We start from the raw sequence: 21,843 nt of genomic DNA, 5'->3' as shown, positions 1-21,843 counted from the left end.
TTGCGGTAGTTGACCAGCTTTATAGGTAGCTAACAAATTGTAGTTGCTGATAAAACAGGTGACAAAGATTCTATCAATGTAGTGTAGAGCGTCTTAGCACTACTCTTCTGCACAATTTGTCTTGATTAACCAAGAATGTCATATATGGTCAGAGCTTTATCTTAATCGTGCTTTACAAAGGTTATAGTCAGTTCAAGTTTACGTTAGATCTGACAGATCTATTTTATGCAGGATGCAGGTTTCATACTAATCTTTGCGTTTAGCAAAAAACAATAGTTTATTCAGTAATAATAAACACAGGTATATCACTATTCAAGTGTGTGAGAGCTACGTCATATTATTAACTACTAAACATTTAATGCAGGTAGAGCATCTAGATATATCTTTAAACTCTATTAACCAATAAAAAGCATTTCCTGTGTGCTTGTTATTGGTAATCTAGCGTTAATAGTTTTAATGTGCAGTAGTTCGGAGGCGACCCTCTTCTAGTCAATGGTTATGCTAGTAGTGAGTGGTTAGAAACATAGCTTTGAGAAACCACGGAAGTATGCTGCTTTTATAAGCTTATAGTCATGATTTCTGGGTCGCTATAAGAGAGTGCTGTCACTGTTTACTGAAGTCAATAAAAACTAATATAACAGAGGTTGCTCGCTTAAACTTGATAGGCTAAACAGAGTGACGCATTCATGAAATTTAGTGGTTATCAAGCTACGCATTGTTTTACATGTCTACATTATCAATGTTCGTCAGTTTAGTTGCGTGCAGTCATGCTATACGTTAGCCAAACAATTCATGGAAGCAACCAGATAGACTAAACTGAATACTGATGCACCTCTTTAGCTAAAGTAATACGGAGCTAGTTAGTTTTTTGAGGTGTTTTCTAGTAAGACAAAACAAAACCATGCGATAAACCTAATGCGATGTAGTAATTTTTGGATTGTTATTTACATCATCTAGCTAATATAAGTTAAAGTTTCGCTAGTTAATAGTTTATTAATTTTTTTGAGTAATATAGTGTTCAGCTACCATTAACTTTCTACATACGTTAATGGTGATTTTCTTCATTCTTTGAGTTGCTCTAAGTAATGGTCGTTGCACCATCTATGCAGATTTCCAGCAGTACTAGAAAAAAACAATTTTAGTTGTTTGCCTCAGTACATATCGCTATTGTTTTTACGTAATGTCAATTATGCCGAAAGTATGGTAATCTACCATGGATACATATAAAATTACCAGGTAGTTATAGGGAGTGCATATATTCAGCAAAGTCTTTTCGGAAACCTGCTTCGGATCTGTACTATGCTATTAACGATATTGTACAGGTAAAACTAGGTGGGTTGATATAAATAAAGGTTTCCGGGAACTAAGGTAGTTATATCAAAAACACTCAACACCAATAGGTATATTGAAAGGATTCTTCAGTGTGCGCTTAACTTGAAAAAAGCCAACATTATAAGCTTGTAATGGCGTTATGTTGGTTTAGTGCCAAGATATACAACGCTGGCACTGGCGGCATATGTGTTGGTCATGATACTGGGAATCGCTTGAAGCTCAATATCTTTATTAATTTGCACTGCCACTGGCTATTGCGCGTTTCGCGTGGTTGTACTTGTCATGTGCTCGTGGCTTGCTGCTGTCGTCATAACTACATAGTTTAGCTGTCACTACGGTAAAGCCTTCAGTTGGCGTTTCGGCAACATAATTTGTGTATATTTTGGATATCATGCAGCGTGTGTGGCAATGGAAGCAAATGTCAAGATATGGATTAAAGTATATATTAGCCAGCAAACTAGGCTAAGTTTAGTAAATATTGAGGTGTGTTGTCTATAAAAAATTTAGTTTTAATTAAATGTCTTTATGATATATTGTTGGATCTGTTGTTCAGTTTAGTTTGCTTGCTAAACGTTAGGTTTCACTAATTTTATGTGTTTAGATAACAATTTTAGAGCTGCCAGATATGCTTTACTTCACTGATCTAGCTATTCCTGCAACGGCTAATATTAAAAATGATATTTTCTGGTGGTTTAGCTATTAACACATCTAATCTTTTTAGATGTTGCTTCTATGTCTACTCTACTTTTGGTTCGATTCAATATTTGCTGTATTTGCTTTGCTACAAAATATTGTTTCATGTAATGTCTACTGTACCGTAGCCTATTAGTGTGGCAAGTTTTTTAGTGTTGCTGAGTTTACATATTCATTGCAATCTCCAAAGCATCCGAATTTTTACGAATCGGATTATACTTAAAAATTTCTCTTAATGTTTTTGTCGTATTTTGTTCAGTGGACACTCTGTGGATATCTATGTTGGTACCAAGCGAAAAGGCCTGAGGATTTCTTCTTTTAAAAAAAGCTATACTTTTATGCCACCACAACATTAGCGGACGAGTGACGATTGATATAATCAATAACCGAATATCCTGGCTATCTACGCTAACTTTAGTAATTTTGCGTTTAGTTTTCGAGCGCATAACCTAGTAAACGTTTAAGTAAGTGTACTGTTAGGTTGCAGCGTTTACTAGGTTATGCGCCTATATATTTTCAGGGCTTCTTGTGTCTTTGAAGTAAAAATATCATCAGCAGCATAAAAAACGGTTAGCGATTGCTTTGCGCGAAGCGATCTTTGTAGAATCTTTTTACATGCCGGCAAACAATGAATTGAGCGCTTTAGATAGACATTACTATCATTATTGCTTGGGTGCATGAATATAGCAGATATTATCATATCTAGTGCTGCACTATAATCAAGGTATTCATCGATTTAGCTGAGCAGTTAGTAGGTTTTATGTCGTTTTTTGTGTATGAGCTGTATAGTTTAAAGGGTAGTCTTGCGTTCATTTTGTAAACGTAGTTTTGTCGCTTGAGGTAAAACCAGCTACCATAGTCTTGCGTGAGCATCTGCTGGATTGTTCAGAAAAGATTGCTAGTGTATTTCATGCGGTATATATTATACCGTCCTAGCCTAGGCGGGATTTATCAACGAATACAAAGAAATAGCTATGACACAATACAATTCATCAAGGCCAACAATGCCAGTACATTGGCATTGTTGGCCTTGATGAATTGTGCTAACAATATACAACAATTATGTGTTGTTAGCAGGAGACATGATGAGTGCGCAGCTTTTAATCCACGGAACTATACCCAACCGTCTGGCGCATACTCGTGAACTGATGAACCGCAAAAGTATTCATACCCTGTTGATACCGTCGGCAGATCCGCATTTATCTGAGTACTTGCCTGACTGTTGGCAAGGACAGCAATGGCTCTCTGGGTTTTATGGCTCGGCTGGCACATTGATTGTTACTGCTGATTTTGCCGGTGTATGGACTGACAGCCGTTATTGGGAACAGGCAATCAAGGAACTAAAGAATAGTGGCATCAAACTAGTAAAGTTGCACTCAGATCAATCCAACCCGTTTGAGTGGCTGTCTGAACAAACCCCGGCAGGCGCCGTAGTGGCAGTAGATGGTGCAGTTATCTCCGCAGCCTCAGCGCGTATCCTAGGCGATAAGCTAGCAAAACGCGGCGCGCGCTTACGTACTGATATTGACGTATTGAATGAAGTCTGGCAAGATCGTCCTGATTTTCCTAGTCAGCCGATTTATCAACACCTGCCGCCGCAGGCAGCCATCAGTTTTAGCGACAAACTTGCTGCCCTGCGCGTTAGCTTAAAAGAGAAAGGTGTTGACTGGCATTTTATTGCCACCTTGGATGATATCGCCTGGCTATTTAATTTGCGTGGTAGTGATGTCTTGTTTAACCCAGTTTTCTTGTCCTTTGTGTTGATCAACCCAAAACAAGTTACTCTTTTTGTGGCACAGGGCAAGATCAACGCTGAATTGCGTAAAATGCTTGAACTAGATGGCGTGATCTTGCGTGACTACAGCGAAACGGCAAATGCGTTACGTGCTGTGCCGTCTGGTGCTAACTTACAAGTAGACCCGACACGGGTGTCTGTCAGTTTACTAGAAAACCTTACTGCCGGTGTTAAGCTGGTTGAAGGGCTGAATCCAACCACTTTGGCTAAGTCGCGCAAAAGCTTGGCAGAAACCGATCATATCCGCCGAGTTATGGAGCAAGATGGTGCAGCACTTTGCGAATTTTTTGCCTGGTTAGACAGTGCTTTAGGCTATGAACGCATTACTGAGTTGACCATTGATGAATACCTGACGGCTGCGCGTACATGTCGTCCAGATTATGTGTCGCTGAGTTTTAACACCATTGCTGCGTTTAACGCTAACGGTGCAATGCCGCATTACCAAGCTACTAAAACGTCTAATGCTCTTATCGAAGGTGATGGGTTACTCCTGATTGACTCTGGTGGCCAATACCTTGGCGGCACTACGGATCTTACACGGATGGTGCCTATTGGCACACCGAGTGAGGAACAGAAACATGACTGCACGCGAGTGCTTAAAGCTGTAATTGCTCTGTCCTGTGTGCGCTTTCCAAAGGGTATTTTGTCGCCATTGTTGGATGCCATTGCTCGTGCGCCGATCTGGGCTGAAGGTATTGACTACGGCCATAGTACTGGTCATGGCGTAGGCTATTTTTTGAATGTGCATGAAGGCCCGCAAGTTATCGCCTATCGTGCTGCAACTACACCACAAACCGCTATGCTACCTGGGATGATTACCTCAATTGAGCCTGGCACTTATCGTCCTGGCCGTTGGGGTGTGCGTATCGAAAACTTAGTATTGAATCGTAAAGCTGGAAAGACTGAGTTTGGTGAGTTCCTAAAGTTCGAAACTCTAACTTTATGTCCGATCGATACTCGTTGCCTAGAGCTATCCTTGTTAACTGTACATGAACGCGAGTGGTTTAACGCCTACCATGCTGAAGTGTATGCACGCTTGAGCCCTTTGCTTGGTGGCGTAGCCTTGAAATGGCTACGGGTACATACCGTAGCCATTTAATTGGTAAACGGTGCTTAGGATTTGCTCATAATTGATGCTCAAAGTTTATTAGTGATTAATCTTTAGCCAAGAGCTTTGCGCATTAATTTTAGACGTTATGGACTGCAAAACAAATAAATAGCCTATCAACATGCTTACTTACCTGATACGTTTCTATCAATACTTTGTTTAGCTATGTCCTGAAAGGCGACTTTTATTAGCCATAGGCAATAATGCCTTTGGATTTAAATCCACTTTCTTCAAAAGCGTAGCTTGGTAGTAAGATCACTTAAGTATCTTGCATGTAATCTAGATGGCGTGAACCAGGTCAGCAATCAAAGCGCTTCTAGCTCTTTGATTGCTGAGGAAACACAGTTACAAACTCTGGCACTATGTTTGTAGTACCTATTACATTTTTAGCAAAACTGACTAAGATGTAACAATTTTTAGTTAAATATAACATCTGGAGAAACATTTATAGTAGTTTTGAAATCACTACTAAGTGATGTTAGTATTGGTATACCAATATGCGTTAGTTTTAGTACGTATCGTATGGCGGTTAAGTGCAGGTTGTGCACATTGTTAAAGTGTCTAGATCGAAGCAGCATGCTAGGATTCTGCTTATATTCAGTACTTGCTTCTTCTTTTGTTTTTTATTATTAGGATAAGCTTATTTACTTTAATTTATTTAAAAATAGTAGAGGTCAAACTTCAAGATCTAGACTTCATATGGATAGCTTTTTGTGCAGGTATGGATAAGTTTTCGGTGATTTATTCTTGGTTTAAGTATATCTGCATGATCTTTTTTTATACATATTGACGTAGAAAATTTTCGCCAACTAACCCAGTATCAATTAGCACTGTTGATTACTAAATCAAGCGATATATTCAATATTTCTAGTGGCTTGTATTCTTGTATTATGTCTTACGTACGCATATAGACACCGCATTTTGCATTTAGCAAATACTTGGCAAGTAAGCACTTCAATGCAATCTTGCAGTAGTGCTGATTAACAAGTTAGTATGCGATTTCTTATAGAATTTAGCAAAGTATGTCTGACGCTAATGTTGCAGATAAAGATTTTAATGGTCTATAATTTATTTTCGATTACAGGGTTTCGTTTTTTCTCCAAAAAAAAGATTCATGTATAATGTAAAATGTAGATTAAATGAACAGTAAATGTTGCCACTACCTTCGATTAATTTGCCGACGCTAAAGGTTTGGATTCATTGCGCATCGTCAGTGTAGCACCAATTGATGCCAAAATAATGCAAATGATTGCGAGCCATTGTGCAATAGATAAATGCTCTTGTAGGAAAAATAAGCCGGAGAAAGCGCCAAATGCTGGTTCGATGCTCATTAAGGTGCCGAAGGTACGGGCAGGAAGACGAGTAAGCGCGACCATTTCCAAAGTATACGGTAAGGCAGTCGATAGAATTGCGACGCCTATAGCGACAGGAATTAATGCTGGTGTCAACAGTGCAGTACCGGCATGCACAATACCAATTGGCGCAATAAACAAGGCGGCAATCATGACGCCCAAAGCTGCAGTTTGCACGCCATTATCATTGCCGGCCTTCTGGCCAAACAAAATATATAGTGCCCAGCAGACGCCAGCACCTAATGCATAAGCTACCCCTACCAGATCCATGGTGTTGTCAGTTTTTCCTGTAGGGATTAATAACAGTAAACCTATGATAGCTAGGCTAACCCATAGGAAGTCTACCGCTTTGCGCAGAGCATATATAGCTACGGCAAGCGGTCCAGTGAACTCTAATGCTACTGCAATGCTCAGGGGAAGTGTACGCAAGGACATATAAAAGAGGAAGTTCATACCACCTAGCGCGATTCCATAGATAACGACTGTGCGCAACGATTTTGCTGTCAACTTGGCGCGCCAAGGGCGTAATAGAATTAGCATGATTACACTAGCAAAAATCAAGCGTAAGGTAGTGGTGCCTTGTGCGCCAACAACAGGGAACATACTCTTGGCAAGCGAAGCGCCGGACTGAATGGAGATCATGGCGATCAGCAGCAAGCCAACTGGAAATAATTTCGAGGGGAGGCTGCGTGGTGGGGTGATCATTGGGGTTGGTTCGTCCGAAGTCATGGTAAAGAAGTAGAATGCCTATTATACTTGTCATTAGGCTCTATATTGAATATACAAAAGCAAAATTAAGTGTTGACTATAAATTATATCTACTTATAATTTTAAGTGCTATATGCGTTGTATAAAAAATAAAAAAATCCTGAATAAGCAAAATATGTAAGCTACGATAGTAAAACTACATTCAGTTTAGCTAAGCCTACAAATAATCGCTAAAGCTAAAGCAGGGTTGTGTGGTTCTATAATCAATTTTTTCTTTTCATTAATAGAAAAGAAAAAATTGAGAAAATAAATGTTGACAACAGTTATATAATTTTGTAGCATATGATACCCCTTATTAGCTTAAGGGGGGGGGGAAGAATTTAAAACTATGTATTATGCATAGCCATGTCAAGCTTGACAATTTTGATTATTAATGTATAGTAGTGGCACCTAGGTCAAATTTGGCAAACAAAAACTTTTAACTGACTGCTCTTTAACAATTAAGATTAGAAACCTCCACAATAGCTGGCTAAATATTCTAAAAAATACAGCACTACACATTAAGTAAATAAGTTTATATGTTTATATTATGAATTAAAATAGTACGAACATTTATATACACCACCTTTTTGTCTATACAAACAAATTTTACTATAATTTAGCAAATAAATATTAAATGTATTCATTTAGAATAAAATAATTTAGTAGTAAGCACAAAGCGTGCGCTAAAAAAATATTAACTGCTTTGTTTGAGTTAGGTTTCAGTACAAATAATATTAATTATTAAAAAACAATGCCTTTAGTCTATGTAAAAATACCTGTATAAAAGACAGGGGGGTCATAGCTCAGCTGGGAGAGCGCCTGCCTTGCACGCAGGAGGTCAACGGTTCGATCCCGTTTGGCTCCACCACTACTTTTCTGAACACTTATTTATATTGAAAACCTAAAAAGAGCATCAATGCTTTTGCTCAATAAAAGCGATACTAGTTACAAAATAGTTCAGTTTATATTTGCTACCAACTATTTTTTAGTTAGCGTCCTATTAAGATCTTAATACCTCTTTAAAAAATAAAAAATCTTCTCAAAGGTCGTAAAAACTTTAGATAATTAATTTGTAAATTACATTAGGTATTGAAACATTTTATGTTACGTATATAATTTGCTGAAAAGAGTTAGTTTGATCGCGACTCAGCACCAAGAATTTCTTGACGATCATAGAGCATTGGAACCACCTGATACCATCCCGAACTCAGCAGTGAAACGATGCATCGCCAATGGTAGTGTGGGGTTCCCCCATGTAAGAGTAGGTCATCGTCAAGATTAAATTACAGAACCCCTGCCTGCATTATTAGCAGGCAGGGGTTCTGCTTTTCTATCGCTTAAAAGCATAAGCAAAGCTTGCTTGTATGTTAACATTGTTAATATTTTATAATCATGGACTGGTTATTTATATCTCGTGGAAACATTAGATACTGCTTTGAGTTTTAGTCGCAGTACTGCTTAGAAGTAGTTTAAGTAACCTTTAGTCTTAGATTAACATATCTATTTATATCATTAGTAGTAAATATGTCCATTTATGTCTGCGTTAGTGTTTTTTTGAAATGCTATAGAAATTGCAGCGTATGCGACTTCTTTTAGCTTATTTAGTCATTATTTATAATTTAATAGACTCTACATTAGAAACAGCCATAGTCTCTGGTGCATCCTACTACACGAAATTATATTTACTGCTCTGCGATTAGCAAACTGCACATAGTAGTAAACAATGCTATCAGTTAGTTAGCTTATTTACTGATAATTGATATTATCATTGTACTTTTTCGTACAAGGTAACATTGATACTATTTATGTGTGGGAGCTAGATATAACGCCAAGACAACCAAGCTACTTTGTCGTTGGTCGTATTGGCGTTAAAAGTATCCTGAATATAGTCAGCTAGGCAGGTATTTTGAGGCAAATGCAGATTAACTTAAATTTATAGGCATAGCTGTCCATCCCCCAAAAAAATCTAGTGCTCATTGCGAAGATAAGCGGAATAGTTTTGAACGTAAGTATTGCGCTCAAGACTGTTTTTATATCTTGAGGCAAGATATTTAATAGATCCTGGCAGATCTACACGTATAACAAAGCTGGTGATAGCCAGCGGCGCACTGTCTAGTTATTTCTTAGGACTGATAGCCAGTTGGGCGCCTAAAGAAGTCAATGTTTAAGTATTTTAGTTAAAGTTTTACAAAGTAAGCTCAAACAAATCGCAGTATACAACACAAAACACGTAAAATACCTAAGTTTTGGGTATAAGCTAGCTGTTTCATGCCAAAACTGCTGTTTGCGGCTATGTTGTGCAATAGACTAATGACTGGCAGATATGCGCCAGCTTAATGGTGAGCTAGAAAAGTATCTGTAAGTAAGTTTTATATTGCTAGCAAAGCTTATTAAAGCTACAGATCACAACGATAAAATATGCTAACATTTCAAGTATCTATATAATTTACCTATACATCAGTTATTATTAGATGTTTTCTACTCTGCACATTATTAATGTAGCATATATTATATGTTTTTGGGTAGCTATATAAAGTTTTTCGCTCTGCTGATAACATTGATCATGGAATCTAACCGACAACCTATACCGTATTTTGTCAGTACATAAAAAAAAGAATTAAAATTAATCAAAGATAAAATAAGTTTTTATGCTACACTCAAGCACCTCAATCAGTGTAGCTGCTATAGCTTTTATTCTAGTTACTTGAACTAATATACAGTAGTTACTAGTCTGTGCAGTATGGTTAAGGCTTGAGCGCTTACTAAGTTTGGAAATAGCTGATCGCTTCTGGATATGGAAGCCAAGTGTTATTTTACTACAATTCTTATAAATATAAGCACAGCTCTAGATCAATGACTACCATAACTTTAGAAGTAAATATTCGCAACGTTAAACAGTTTTACGCATATGTTAATCTGTATATCCAGTTAAACGCGATAACATAGACCGCACTAACTCATTTAAACCTAGAATAGAATAATACCTATATCTTTGGTGTCCGCAACATACTGGTGTAAGTTGACCATAGATATGCTACCCAGCATTATATTCAATGAATGTGACAGCATCTTAACTATGATTACAATTAATACAGATAAGCATTAATGCTATATATGTCTATTTTAGTTAGATACTCCAAGAAAATTATGCTGCTTTATTAGGCTTTAACTATTTAAGTAATAGCGCTAGCAGCTGCATGTATGCTAAGTCTAGATTTATGAATCTAGGGTACTTCTAATTAATACTCTGTCTTTGCTGTCAGGCCTAAGAATTAAACTAAACTAACAACGAGAAATCATGATGAACCTGCTCATTGTCTGAGTTAGTATGCAATTTTCACTACTTGTGTGTTATCCAATTTAGATAGCTTATTTTCCTGATGCTGTTATTATGGGTTAACTTAATTAATAATGGTAAACAGTGTGCCTCCAAGCTTATAGGTCTATATGAACTACTACAAATTCACTATTATATTATGTCGTAACTACTAAATTCTAGACAATATCGATACCTTGTAGAAACAATTTGCCAGACTACTTCGCCCCCCCAACAGCTCTTCTAACATACAATAATTAATAAGTACTTTTCTCTTGAGCCTAGCGTTAGATTCTTTATGAGCGCTATATAAACCTGCACATACCGAAGGTATGTGCATTGATATTCACAGCCTAGGTTTTAAATATATCAGCTACTCCACACTAGCAACAGTGATATACCTGCAACAGTTTTACGTCGTGACGTGGTAATCTAGGTTATTTAAAAGCCCTATAGCTATTCAGCACTCAACATTTTAGTTATAAGTTTCAGTGCCGCTTAAAGCGTGAATAGCGTTCGCTCTTTAAACAAATTTACCATTTGAGGTAGTTTATGCATGATGCCAATAAAGTATAGTTTCTTTATATTTTTTGTAGAAGTGTTTACTTCGGCTATCGAACTCTTGATAGCTGCTTTGATCCAAAGTATTTTTCAGATAGGCTTGTCATTCTCAAGTTAAAATAATCGAGATTAAGCTGAGTTATAGCACTAATTTAAACCATTGTAACATCTTACTTAAGCATAAATTTACTGAGAAAATCATCTGCACCTATGAATACATTCATAGGTGCAGATTCTGCTGAAGTAGTACATCAATTCTTAGTTTCAGATTAGAGGTGTAGGATAACAGCTAAACTTTAATAGTTTGGCGCTAAGGATTATTACTACCACGACAAAAAGTATATTATAGATTGTTTATAGATAGTTTGCGAGAAGTAGTACTTATCCTGACTAAAGGGGTTCTCATCTATTTTAGATTGTTCATTATATTTGTCTAATGCAAACGTACTTGGCTCTGTTGTACTAATGCATGTACATTATGTGTTAGCTTATATACTAAGGTATACGGAATTAGGCGTTCTGATTGCTCTTACAAGACTGTGGCAAGAATTAATCATAGTTACGTTGTAGCTAGTATTATGATGAAAGCGTGAAAAAAGATGTTAAACTACATTATATTCTTGTAATAAACATATTTTATTGTACCGTTAAAGATTAACAGAATACAGTCACTAATGGAGATACCTAACATAAATAAAGATTTGTAATCTTGGCTGCTGCAGCTATTTGCATTCATGCAAGTATTTAGTAGTGTCATTGTTATGAAGGCCTAGTAAATTTACCTAAGCATCTAGAGCCTACTACGTTACGCTGCTAGTATTTATCTAATCCTACACAGAAAGCTTAATGGTCACTACGGCTGATTTTGTAACGCACAATATTCTTCCTGAAAAATGCCGTGAAGCGCGATTAGTTTAATAAAGCAGTGCAGATGTTTTTAGACTCTGTGCAGGCATAAAAGTTAGTGAGTGCATAGCTCATGCGAGAATAGTAGCGCTACATAGATATGTAGCTAGTCAATTCATATGCATACTACAGAAATCAAAGATTCTTAAAATGTTTACTGATGCTAAAATCGCAGGGTAAGTCGGATAACCTTAAACCTAAATAGTAATATATGGTTTGTTTATATATATTTTATTTTAAAATAAAACGAGTATCTCGTCGATGTAATGTGCTAAGAACTGCTTAGCTAACTCTTTAGTTGAATACTTGGTGATAAGTATATTCAGTATAGCATTAATATGCTATCTAGTATTAGCTATATGTGCGAGGTACAACTATTCTAATACTTAGTTACCAAGGTATACAGAGGTTTACAGTATTATATTTCTTGATTTTTTGTTGCTCTAAATAGAATAGATATACTCGTATAAAAAAATTTTAGTCAATAGTTAGTGGCTTCTGACAATATAAAACAGATACATGCAAAGATTCTAATACCGCAATATTTTGAATAAAGCCACAATGTAGATTGCTGAGTTATTTATTAGTAGACAATATATTAAAAAATATTTTTAGGCATAAGTCTTCAAATTACCGCTTAGCCACTAATGAATTATTTACGGTTAGTCAATATTCAATAGTGCTAATAACTATTTTTAAAAAGGATATGGTTAGTTCTTCACTAACTACGCAGCTATTTTGTGAGCATTTTTTAATTAACCAAATAAATAAATTTTAATATTATTGATCATTATTTATAGCCAGTTAATGTAAGATTTTTCTGGAATTTATCCGAACTAGTGGTAGATTATGTTTATGCATCATACTCATAGTTTTAAACTTTAATTTATATTAAAGGCTCTTCACTTTATTTATAACTATAGTCATGTGCACCTTTGTATATGTACTAATTATGCCTCATTGCAACACGGTTTATTAATATCTTTTAAAAAAAGATAAAAAGATCAGCTAATCTAGAAAACTAATTTAGTATTGCATAATCTAGTAGCGCTTAGCACTTATTATAGTCACTAGTAGCAATAAATACATAGTCAATATAACGAATGTCGTTCTACAAAAAAATATTTAGTACAATGAGGATTGATTGATAGTATTTACTTCTGTTAGTTTTATTTATCAATAAAATTGATGTTTTCGTTAAATTTCATTTTAACTCAGGCAAGAATAATTAATGTAATCTAACTGTTTTAAAGTATATTCAAACACATTTTGAATATTTTCCTGTACAATTAATAAGCCTGTATAAACTTTTATCTAGATAACAGTTTATATCACTAATAATTTATTGATTAATAAACTTAAATATATTAATTGGAGTTTTACGCAACCTGTCTTCTTTCGGTATTAAATATATAATTAGCAGGAGATGAATATAAAATACTAAATCAGTAGTATATAATCTATATAAATTAAGTTGGTGGTAATACTCTCAGTTTATATATCAGCGCTGTACATAACTACTATTTGATTGAAATTATCCTATTTATATAAAATATATTAGCATGCGTTAAAGAGTGAAAATACTAGACATTAGATTTCGTATATAATATTCGAAAAAATACTGTTCAGGATTTTCAGGATATTTCTTACATTTAATTAAAAAACTACTATTTGGTATTGTAAGTTGTTCATGTTTAGCTGTAATGTTATGTGTGGCAGTTTAGTACATGTACTTTTTATTTATATTACTAAGAAGTAATTCAAAAAAAATTTAAAATTATAAAATAATTTATAAGATCTATAGAAAAAATCTATACAATGTTACGTTAGTAGCGCTAATGTGCAACCCAAGAATCTATTTGCATGAATCGTAAGATAAATTTATCTAGCTTATCAGGTGTATTGCATGCTATTGTTTATCTTCATTAAACTTCCTAGAAATTTTTACGTTAAATTAATAATACATAGATTATTAGCTATCATTAAGCGTAATTAAAAGCCTGTCATGAAATGTTTTATTGCGGTAATGATTTTATTTTTTGCGGAAAGTGCTATATTTACTGCGTTAGTAGTTATTATAGAGCGCTTACACTGATTATGTGAGTATAACATTTCTAGCATATGAAGTTTAATAAAAGTAAGTGTGCATGCGAGCTACAGAGAAACTTTAGCAAGCTATATACATTTTTAAGGAAAAGCGTCTCATACAGCTTTTTCTATAAGAAATTAGACTGTAGAGAGAGGGAATATTTATTCCTGAACCAACTGTCTCTGGTTACCCATGAAAAGGTACATAGAATACGGTGTGCACCGTAAAACCATTGATCTCTCAGGTTTGCTGCGCTATTTGGCGTGCTAAAAGAATATATTTTTTGAGTTACTAAGTCACGAAGACTAGTTTTACAACAAAAGTTATAAGTATTGACCAGTACAATACAAAATATATACAGCATAAATAATGTTATAGTCCAGTGTAGTGAGTAGTTTACATCTTAAGAATTTTACCGCTAATAGCTACACCAGCCAGTAGTAGCGCAATCAGTACAAAAGCAATACTTAAACTGCTGCCATGAGCAATAAAACCGATTATGGTAGGTCCGGCAAGAATGCCTGCATAACCTAGAGTAGTGATGGCTGGTACAGCAATATGTTCTGGCATAACCGTTTGTTTACTGACGGCAGTGTATAGCACAGGTACGATATTTGAGCAACCAGCACCTACTAGTGCATATCCAGGCAGTGCAGTTTTCCAAGCGGGGAAGAACGTAGCTAGTAATATACCACCGGTGGCCAGCACGCAGCCAACTACAATTACGCGAGAGGCACCTAGGCGTCGTACGATCGCGTCACCGGTTAGACGCCCGGCAGTCATAGTTAAGGCAAACGCTGCGTAACCAAGGCCGGCATAAGCCCCATCAAGACTGCGTTCAGCGCTAAGAAACACTGCGCTCCAGTCCAGTATAGCGCCTTCAACCATAAACACGATAAAGCATAGGCAGCCGATAAACAGCACTACGCCATGAGGCATAGAAAACGCCGGACCTGAGATTTTACTGCCGTAAGGCAATAAATGAGGAATAGCTTTAAGTAGTGCCGTTGCTATGATAGTTATCACTACAAGTGTCGCCTGCCATGGCAACAGACCGAGCCCTAGCAACCCAGCAACCCCGGCTGCGCCGACAATGCCGCCTAGGCTAAACAAGCCATGGAATCCAGACATCATAGTCTTGCCACTGGTGCGTTCTACTAGAACTGCTTGCAGGTTACTTGTTAAATCTACAGTACCTAAACCTGCACCAAACAGTAATAACGCGGTCATCAGTAATGGAATTGAACTGACCGTAGCAAGCATCGGTAGCGCTAAGCAGATCATAATTGTTCCAATCGTCAATACGCGACGACAGCCGTACCGTGATGTTAGTACGCTTGCTGCAGGCATCGCAATGATAGATCCAATGCCTATGCATAACAGCAATAAACCAAGCTTTCCATCATTAATGTTTGTCCTCGCTTTGGCATATGGTACTAGTGGTGCCCAAGTCGCGATACCGAAGCCAGCGATGAAAAAGGCTATGCGGGTTGATATTTGTTCTGGTCGCCCAGGAACTACTAGTGCGGTAGTTGGTATGATAGTCATGCAAAATCCTTGGTATACATTCATCTGACGATGTGTAGCGCGACATTCTTGTATGTCAGGCCTAATCAAGCGAGCCGGGCCCCTTAAGACGGGATTGGTTCAGTAGGTTGCAAGATTGATAGTTACAAATTCAGAACGCTTTAGATGATGGTTACCGCATAAAGAATATTGAATTTAGGCGACTATCTGGATAGTGTGTAATATATGTAAAAAACAAACAAACCATAGTTTTAGCGTTGAATTACCATCTATAAGTTCGTTTTTTATAGTATGCTAATTTTCTCAAACATAGCTTGCAGGCATCTGGATAGATGAGTCATTAGCAAATTTTGAGATGACGATGTTTTACTATGCATCTAGCAATATCTACATCTATCGTGTCGTTAGCTATAGCTATCCGTTAAACCTAGGTATTGTAGTACCTAAACGTGCTAATGGCTGCAAACACTCGTAATTAGTGAGTTGCACTAATGATTGCGTCCAAATGTAAATATGGCGCTGTACCGTGATAGAGCGATTACAGATCGCTCCTATGTGACGGTTTACCGGTCTAATTTATAGTTTAAGCTACTAGTTTTATGTTCTGATATACCAATATTGGTAGCTTGCCTGCTGAACGTGGTAGTATTTTAATTAACAATTTCTCAGTTACTGGCCGATTAGGGCTGAAAATTAACGCTATAAGCTGTGCGTGCATTCTGATAAATCAGATAATACCTCTCTGGTGGCAACATTTTCCTAAAAAGGTTATATTTAAACGCTTTGTAAAGTAAATCCTAAAATAGTTGATATATCATAATCTTGGCTACATTGCAGCTTAATACTAAACAAAAATAACTTTGCGCAATACAAAACGCACAGTGCTTGGTGCAGCTGTATTTTCCTGGATTAGCATGGACGCTGATATATTGTGCCTTGAAGGCTACTATGGCATATGGCTGACTTATTTTTTGTTGATCTATTATTATTATATATAATAGTGAATGTTGTAAATTATATAATCCACTTAGAGGCGGAAGGAAAGCACTACAAAGAAATATTTTTAGATTAAGCAAAATTTATTTCAAAAACGGCGATAACCAACGAAATTACCCATAATGTATCTGTCTTACCTTAGCGCAGGTAATTGCTAGACATGCTAGGTGATAGTTCGATCTATATTGATGAGCTTGTTGCTATCTAGTCTAGACATCATTAGATTTTAAAGATTGTAAGGTTACGGAGGCACTTACGTAGTTAGGTTGGTGGTAATTTTAGTAAAAAATCTATTATGATGACGACTAACTAGTCTTTACTATCTTAGTGAAGTATGTATTGACTAATAAGTATACGGAATCTGTCTGTTGAGCAAGATTTTTCTTGCTGGCTACAAACTATTGGCGAAAATTCTCTGCACTATGACTTGTAGTTGATTAATACTGCTAAGTGCTGCTCTGTGCGAGATTGAGTAACACAGATCATATGCTACCACACGAAGTGTAAGTCGAGACGATGTTAGTACTAGTAAAAGTTTTGCGGTGATCTTTTTATAGATCTTGTCAAGCCTGAGCATATAGCAGACATATTGATCTAATATGCACAAAATTTATCAGAGTAATTTAATGTGTTTTTAGGACTGTATGGTTGTTGCCTATAACCAGAAAACTTCTAGAACGCAAACGTTAGATGCAAATGGATTGCGGCAAAATACGAGCCTGCAGTGTTTTATAAAAATATTTGCTAGCCGTGAACAAACTAAAGCTAATAATAAAATTTATGAAAGAAAAAGTCAACTTTAGTATGAGGCGAATAAGCTATATTTAGAAGCTAAAATGCTACCAAAGAAAACCTTTAAGGCATTGGCTGGTGCTTACGTTAGCAATAAATATTGCATTTATACTTGTAACAATACCAGGTTTGCGCACATTATTAAATGTGCAACTTCTAAACAGCTAAGTCATGAAATAGGAGCAGCATGAAAGCACTCTTGTCAGTAGTAAGATATTTTCTTACGTTTAAGAGTGGCATCAGGCTAGCGTGTGTTTGATTGATTATGATGAATTCATAGAAGACTTATGGCAGTATTACATACACGGTTATGTTACAGTGTAGAGGTGTCAGTATAAATATATGGTTGACTAGAGTAAAATTCGTTAAGCTGCCAGTATTGCTGATGTGGTCACGTTGTTTTTATTCTTAAGTGGTTGTTTCTTGACTAAGATAGTCTTATCTATAGATAAGTAAGCGTAAACTGACCGGTTAAATAACCTTTAAATCAGTGCTAAATAAAATTTTTTGTGCCGTTGATGGTTGGGGCACAAATAACGATAATTTTACACAACGTTAAGCGAGCTAATCTAAACTAGGTTGAGGTACTTAGCTGGATCTAAACGTATTTTTTAGTTATTAATAAGATCCCTAAAAATTATTTTTACTCTGATAGAAAACACTATATATAATATATACCGAGCTAGCATGCGATCTGTCTTAATCAACATTATTAAATGCTTAGTTTATTTTTTAGGCCATACTAAGTGTTACCCAGTGTGGGTTTTCAAATAAACCTTGTGTTTTAAACTTGTATTAGTTTAGCCTTGATATCTACGTTGTATTATTGCAATAATAGCCAAGATCTTCTTAAAGTTGTCGACGCATAAAGTTAGCCTTCCTAACCCATATAATACTACCGGCGTTTTAAAATTGCACCATTAGATCCTACGCTATATTTGCGAATATTAATTGGATCTTGGAAAAGAGCAGAAGCATCATGAGTTCTTACACTTTCTTCTTGAATACCTGTGGTGTCTATCGTACTACTGACTTTAAATTCACCTAAATTTTTTTCAGGTCAAACACCGTTTATCAACTATAATAATCTAGTTTTAACATCTTAGTGCTTAACGATAAGCACTAGCGCGAAATTTTTGGCTTTATGTACTGTCGTGCTCTTAAGTGCACCAGCCGCTAGCGTTCTACTGTCCACGCTCCAAAATAATCCTGACTAACATCATAAGCATTACAGTGAACAAGAGTATTTTAATAGAGCTTAAGCTGTCTTATAATACGTACTCAGTAACGCTAGAGGCCTAGACCTTGAATTTATTATCATGTCTGTCTATAATAAAATACCATACATGCATCGCAATATAGGTCAGCTTTTGCCAGATTGCTGAACAGATATTAAATGCTATTCAGCATATATATAATATCCAGCTTATCTAAGCGTAGTTACGCCTCTAACAGTACGCTTTAGATAGCTAAATCTTTAGGTTAAACTAAAAGCAGATGGTTTAATAACCATATGCTTATAATTATGACTAAATATCTGTGTGACAAGAAACACCGGCTTAAGCGTCGCCATCTGCCGAAACTAAGTAAATATTATAAGTATAAATATAACCAAGCATTTCACACTGCAATTAATTGATTGTACGCTAATTAGATATGGATTTTATTGTGTAATTGACTGTTCATAAAGGACTTGGTTAGCGCAGGTTGCCGTTTCATTAGTGCGTTATCATTGCCAACGAAGTAAAGTAGCAGAACCTCGAGCTGTAAATAACTTCACGGTAAAGATCTGTACTAACATTGTTAGTAAGTTAGCTAGCCGTGCTAGTTGCTAGGCTTTTACTGTAACTCAGTGTTTTTAGCAAATGCGCTAACAGGCTTCTAGTGCCTAGCAAAATATTGCTGCTGCCAAGAGATGCCACTGGTCAATGATTTTAGTCATTGGCTGAAGTATCTGTGTTCATGCTGGTTTTGAATAGTTCGTTGGTGTCGATTACGCAGCGGTGTCTTGGGAAGTGCTCTGAAAACTTTGCAGATGCAAGTTTTCAGTTGAGCTAGATACAAAGCTATAAAATCCTGGTGCTTGCGTGGGAGGGGTAAACAGTTAGACGCAGTATGCGTTATCATAAATAATTTATAGATTTAAAGTGGTGCCGCATGTACCCAATGCAATAATAGCAAATTTCCTTAGTGCTCTTTGAGAAAATGCGCATATGAGTCATCGCTGCATTGGTATACAAACGGATAGCTATTTAGTTGGCTATCATTAGTTAAATCTAAATCGAATAGCTTATCTTAATGATAAGCTCTTCCAGATAGTAACCATATCAGTATTACTGATAAAGCAGATTATCGTTTACTTGTTTTCGTGTTAAGATGCGACTATACAAGAACTAGTTATAAATAAACCACTGTAAGGGTAGTCTATTTATTGTTTTGACTTACATGTTGCGATATTGCCTCGATAAATGCAACCGCTTGTGCAGGTCTCATAAATTCGAACTGCGCTGAGCTCTGGTAGCGTAGGCTTGAGCTCAGTCCAGATCCACTGAGCCAATACTTCGCTAGTTGGGTTTTCTAGGCCTGGGATGTCATTAAGATAATTGTGATCGAGGCGTTCATGGAGCGGCTTAAAAATTGCCTTGATGTTTGAGAAGTCACGAAGCCAGCCTGTATTATAGTCTAAATTGCCGACCAAGTGAATTGCTACTTTAAACGAATGTCCGTGTAGGCGCCAGCATTTATGGCTTTCTGGTACGTATGGTAGACGATGGGCGGACTCGAAGGTGAACTCTTTAAAAATTTCCACGGTGTGACCTATATGGCTTGTATTGCATAGGTTTAATATGAATATCAGTTGCTGATACACTAACCAATAGACTATATTAATAGTTTCTATATGTTAGTGAAGTTATCTGTTCAGCTTTTATATTATTAATGCCAGGTAACATAAGTTGACGTTTATTTTAATCTATTTTAGGAATGCACTATTCTAAATCTAAATTGTCGGTATTTGTCGGCATTATATACAGATGACTACAATTAACTACTCGCTTCAGTGTTATGCTAATTATTTTAATATTCGAAACTTGGCGTATTTTTACCATAGAAGTAAGCTATGGCTTTTAGCTTTTAGTACTAATGCGTCCGGATAATTAGTATTACTCCACAACGAAGTGATACTTTTACTTTTGACCATAGTCTGCAAGACGATGTTAGTTATTAGCATGTTTATTCATTCATCACATAAAATACGATCTAGTTACGTTAGGGTTAAAATTTTTTAGTCGAGTTAGATTTGTGCTAGCTTTTGCCTCTGTTACTGATGTTAGTATGAGCGATGTTACTTTTTAGCTGCGACATCGTGGTGAGGTTGTACCAATTAGATGGCGAAGCTACTTTTATTGTGATTGTCTAATCTTACCTTATTAGTGAGCAGCTCATTTTTGTGCCGTCTAGTGTACTAAATTTCAGCACTCATAAAAAATCTTATTGGTTATCGTTTATCCTGTATAAGTCGGTCTTGACAGATTCTGAATTTTACTCCATACAATATAATGACCAGCTTATCATTATTAATAGCTGAAAGTGGTGCTGTTTTATATGTTTACTGTCCTGTTGTAAATGCAATGCTATTTAGTGAGAACACTTTCATACCTGCATACTTATTGCCACCATAATAACCAATCAGATGCGGACAAGCCTGATAGGCTTGGTTATTTACCGCAATCACAACGATTACCGTGTTAGCGGTGATTGCGTGCCACGTCTAAGATATCAAGCGTATACCGCACGACAAGTTAAACACATAAAATTGTAAATTTGCGCAATAGGATGAAGCTGGCAAGACTTTACAGCAGGATATACAATATTTTGGCTATTACGCAACGTGTTGGAGAAGGCAAGATTACTTTGTAATGTGCAGATAGCCGGAATTTTAATTTCTCTTGAACATTCGCTAGGTTGATATCGGCGCGATCCATAATAACTAACAGTATATTACTGATTTGTTCATTTGCTATCCAGTTGGTCTGGCTTAGTTTATAAAATACTAGTAAGTATACGTCTTTACTAGATACGCTGCTATGCGTATATTGACGTACTGGTGCTAGCTGACTATATATGTAAGCAGCTAGTATTTAATAAGTCAACCATTTATGTCCTGGCGTAAACTAAGCTACATCTCAGCGCTACGCGTGCTAATTGATAGACGGTTGCGTCAAAGTATATACGCCACAGACAACGATATGCTGTGACAGCTATGTACGGTTATCCATATCGTTCTGTGTGTGACTCGTTATAGCTTGTGCTGCGTTAGGTTATCTAAAATCAAGATTTTGAGCAGGGATGCTTTCCTTGGAATCTAAGTCTTAATTAAATCTACCAGCTCATCGATTAGATTTAAGTTTGAGTTTTCCGTATGGTTGCACTTAATAGTGCCTAGCATGCTTACTTGTGAAGTATTATAATCAGGTTGGTTTAGGAGTTAAGGTATTTTGTAAGTGATACTAACTACCACTAACTACCTGATCAGCCTATGTATTGTTGACAGCAGTCAAGAGTGGCCAGGCTAATAGCCTTGCTCTGTGCTATCAGTTACTATACTCAATTTTATAGCTATTATTC

Annotated in this window: 4 protein-coding genes, 1 tRNA gene and 1 rRNA gene; 3 read left to right on the top strand and 3 right to left on the bottom strand. The window is 36.3% G+C overall.

Going from position 1 to position 21,843, the window contains the following annotated elements:
- Positions 1–3,110: 3,110 nt before the first annotated feature.
- Complete coding sequence (locus tag C3B55_RS02825) at positions 3,111–4,919, top strand: aminopeptidase P family protein (protein WP_129211278.1); 1,809 nt, start codon at positions 3,111–3,113, stop codon at positions 4,917–4,919.
- Positions 4,920–6,097: 1,178 nt separating this feature from the next.
- Here C3B55_RS02825 and rhtA read toward each other — a convergent pair.
- Positions 6,098–6,985 (bottom strand): threonine/homoserine exporter RhtA, encoded by an 888-nt coding sequence (rhtA, locus tag C3B55_RS02820; protein ID WP_129211903.1) that lies wholly within the window; start codon positions 6,983–6,985, stop codon positions 6,098–6,100.
- 837 nt (positions 6,986–7,822) lie between these two features.
- Here rhtA and C3B55_RS02815 point away from each other — a divergent pair.
- Positions 7,823–7,898 (top strand) — tRNA-Ala (locus C3B55_RS02815).
- A gap of 294 nt (positions 7,899–8,192) precedes the next feature.
- Positions 8,193–8,308: ribosomal RNA gene (rrf, locus tag C3B55_RS02810) — 5S ribosomal RNA — on the top strand.
- Between the two features lie 5,990 nt (positions 8,309–14,298).
- Here the strand turns inward: rrf and C3B55_RS02805 are convergent.
- Complete coding sequence (locus C3B55_RS02805; RefSeq protein ID WP_129211277.1) at positions 14,299–15,450, bottom strand: MFS transporter; 1,152 nt, start codon at positions 15,448–15,450, stop codon at positions 14,299–14,301.
- 4,195 nt (positions 15,451–19,645) lie between these two features.
- Positions 19,646–20,026 (bottom strand): 6-carboxytetrahydropterin synthase QueD, encoded by a 381-nt coding sequence (gene queD / locus C3B55_RS02800; protein WP_129211275.1) that lies wholly within the window; start codon positions 20,024–20,026, stop codon positions 19,646–19,648.
- Positions 20,027–21,843 lie beyond the last annotated feature (1,817 nt).

Origin of the sequence: Candidatus Pseudomonas adelgestsugas (assembly GCF_004124255.1) — a bacterium.
Lineage (GTDB): Bacteria > Pseudomonadota > Gammaproteobacteria > Pseudomonadales > Pseudomonadaceae > Aquipseudomonas > Aquipseudomonas adelgestsugas.
The sequence above is the reverse complement of the archived record's forward strand: the minus strand, read 5'-3'. Positions and strand labels throughout refer to the sequence as shown.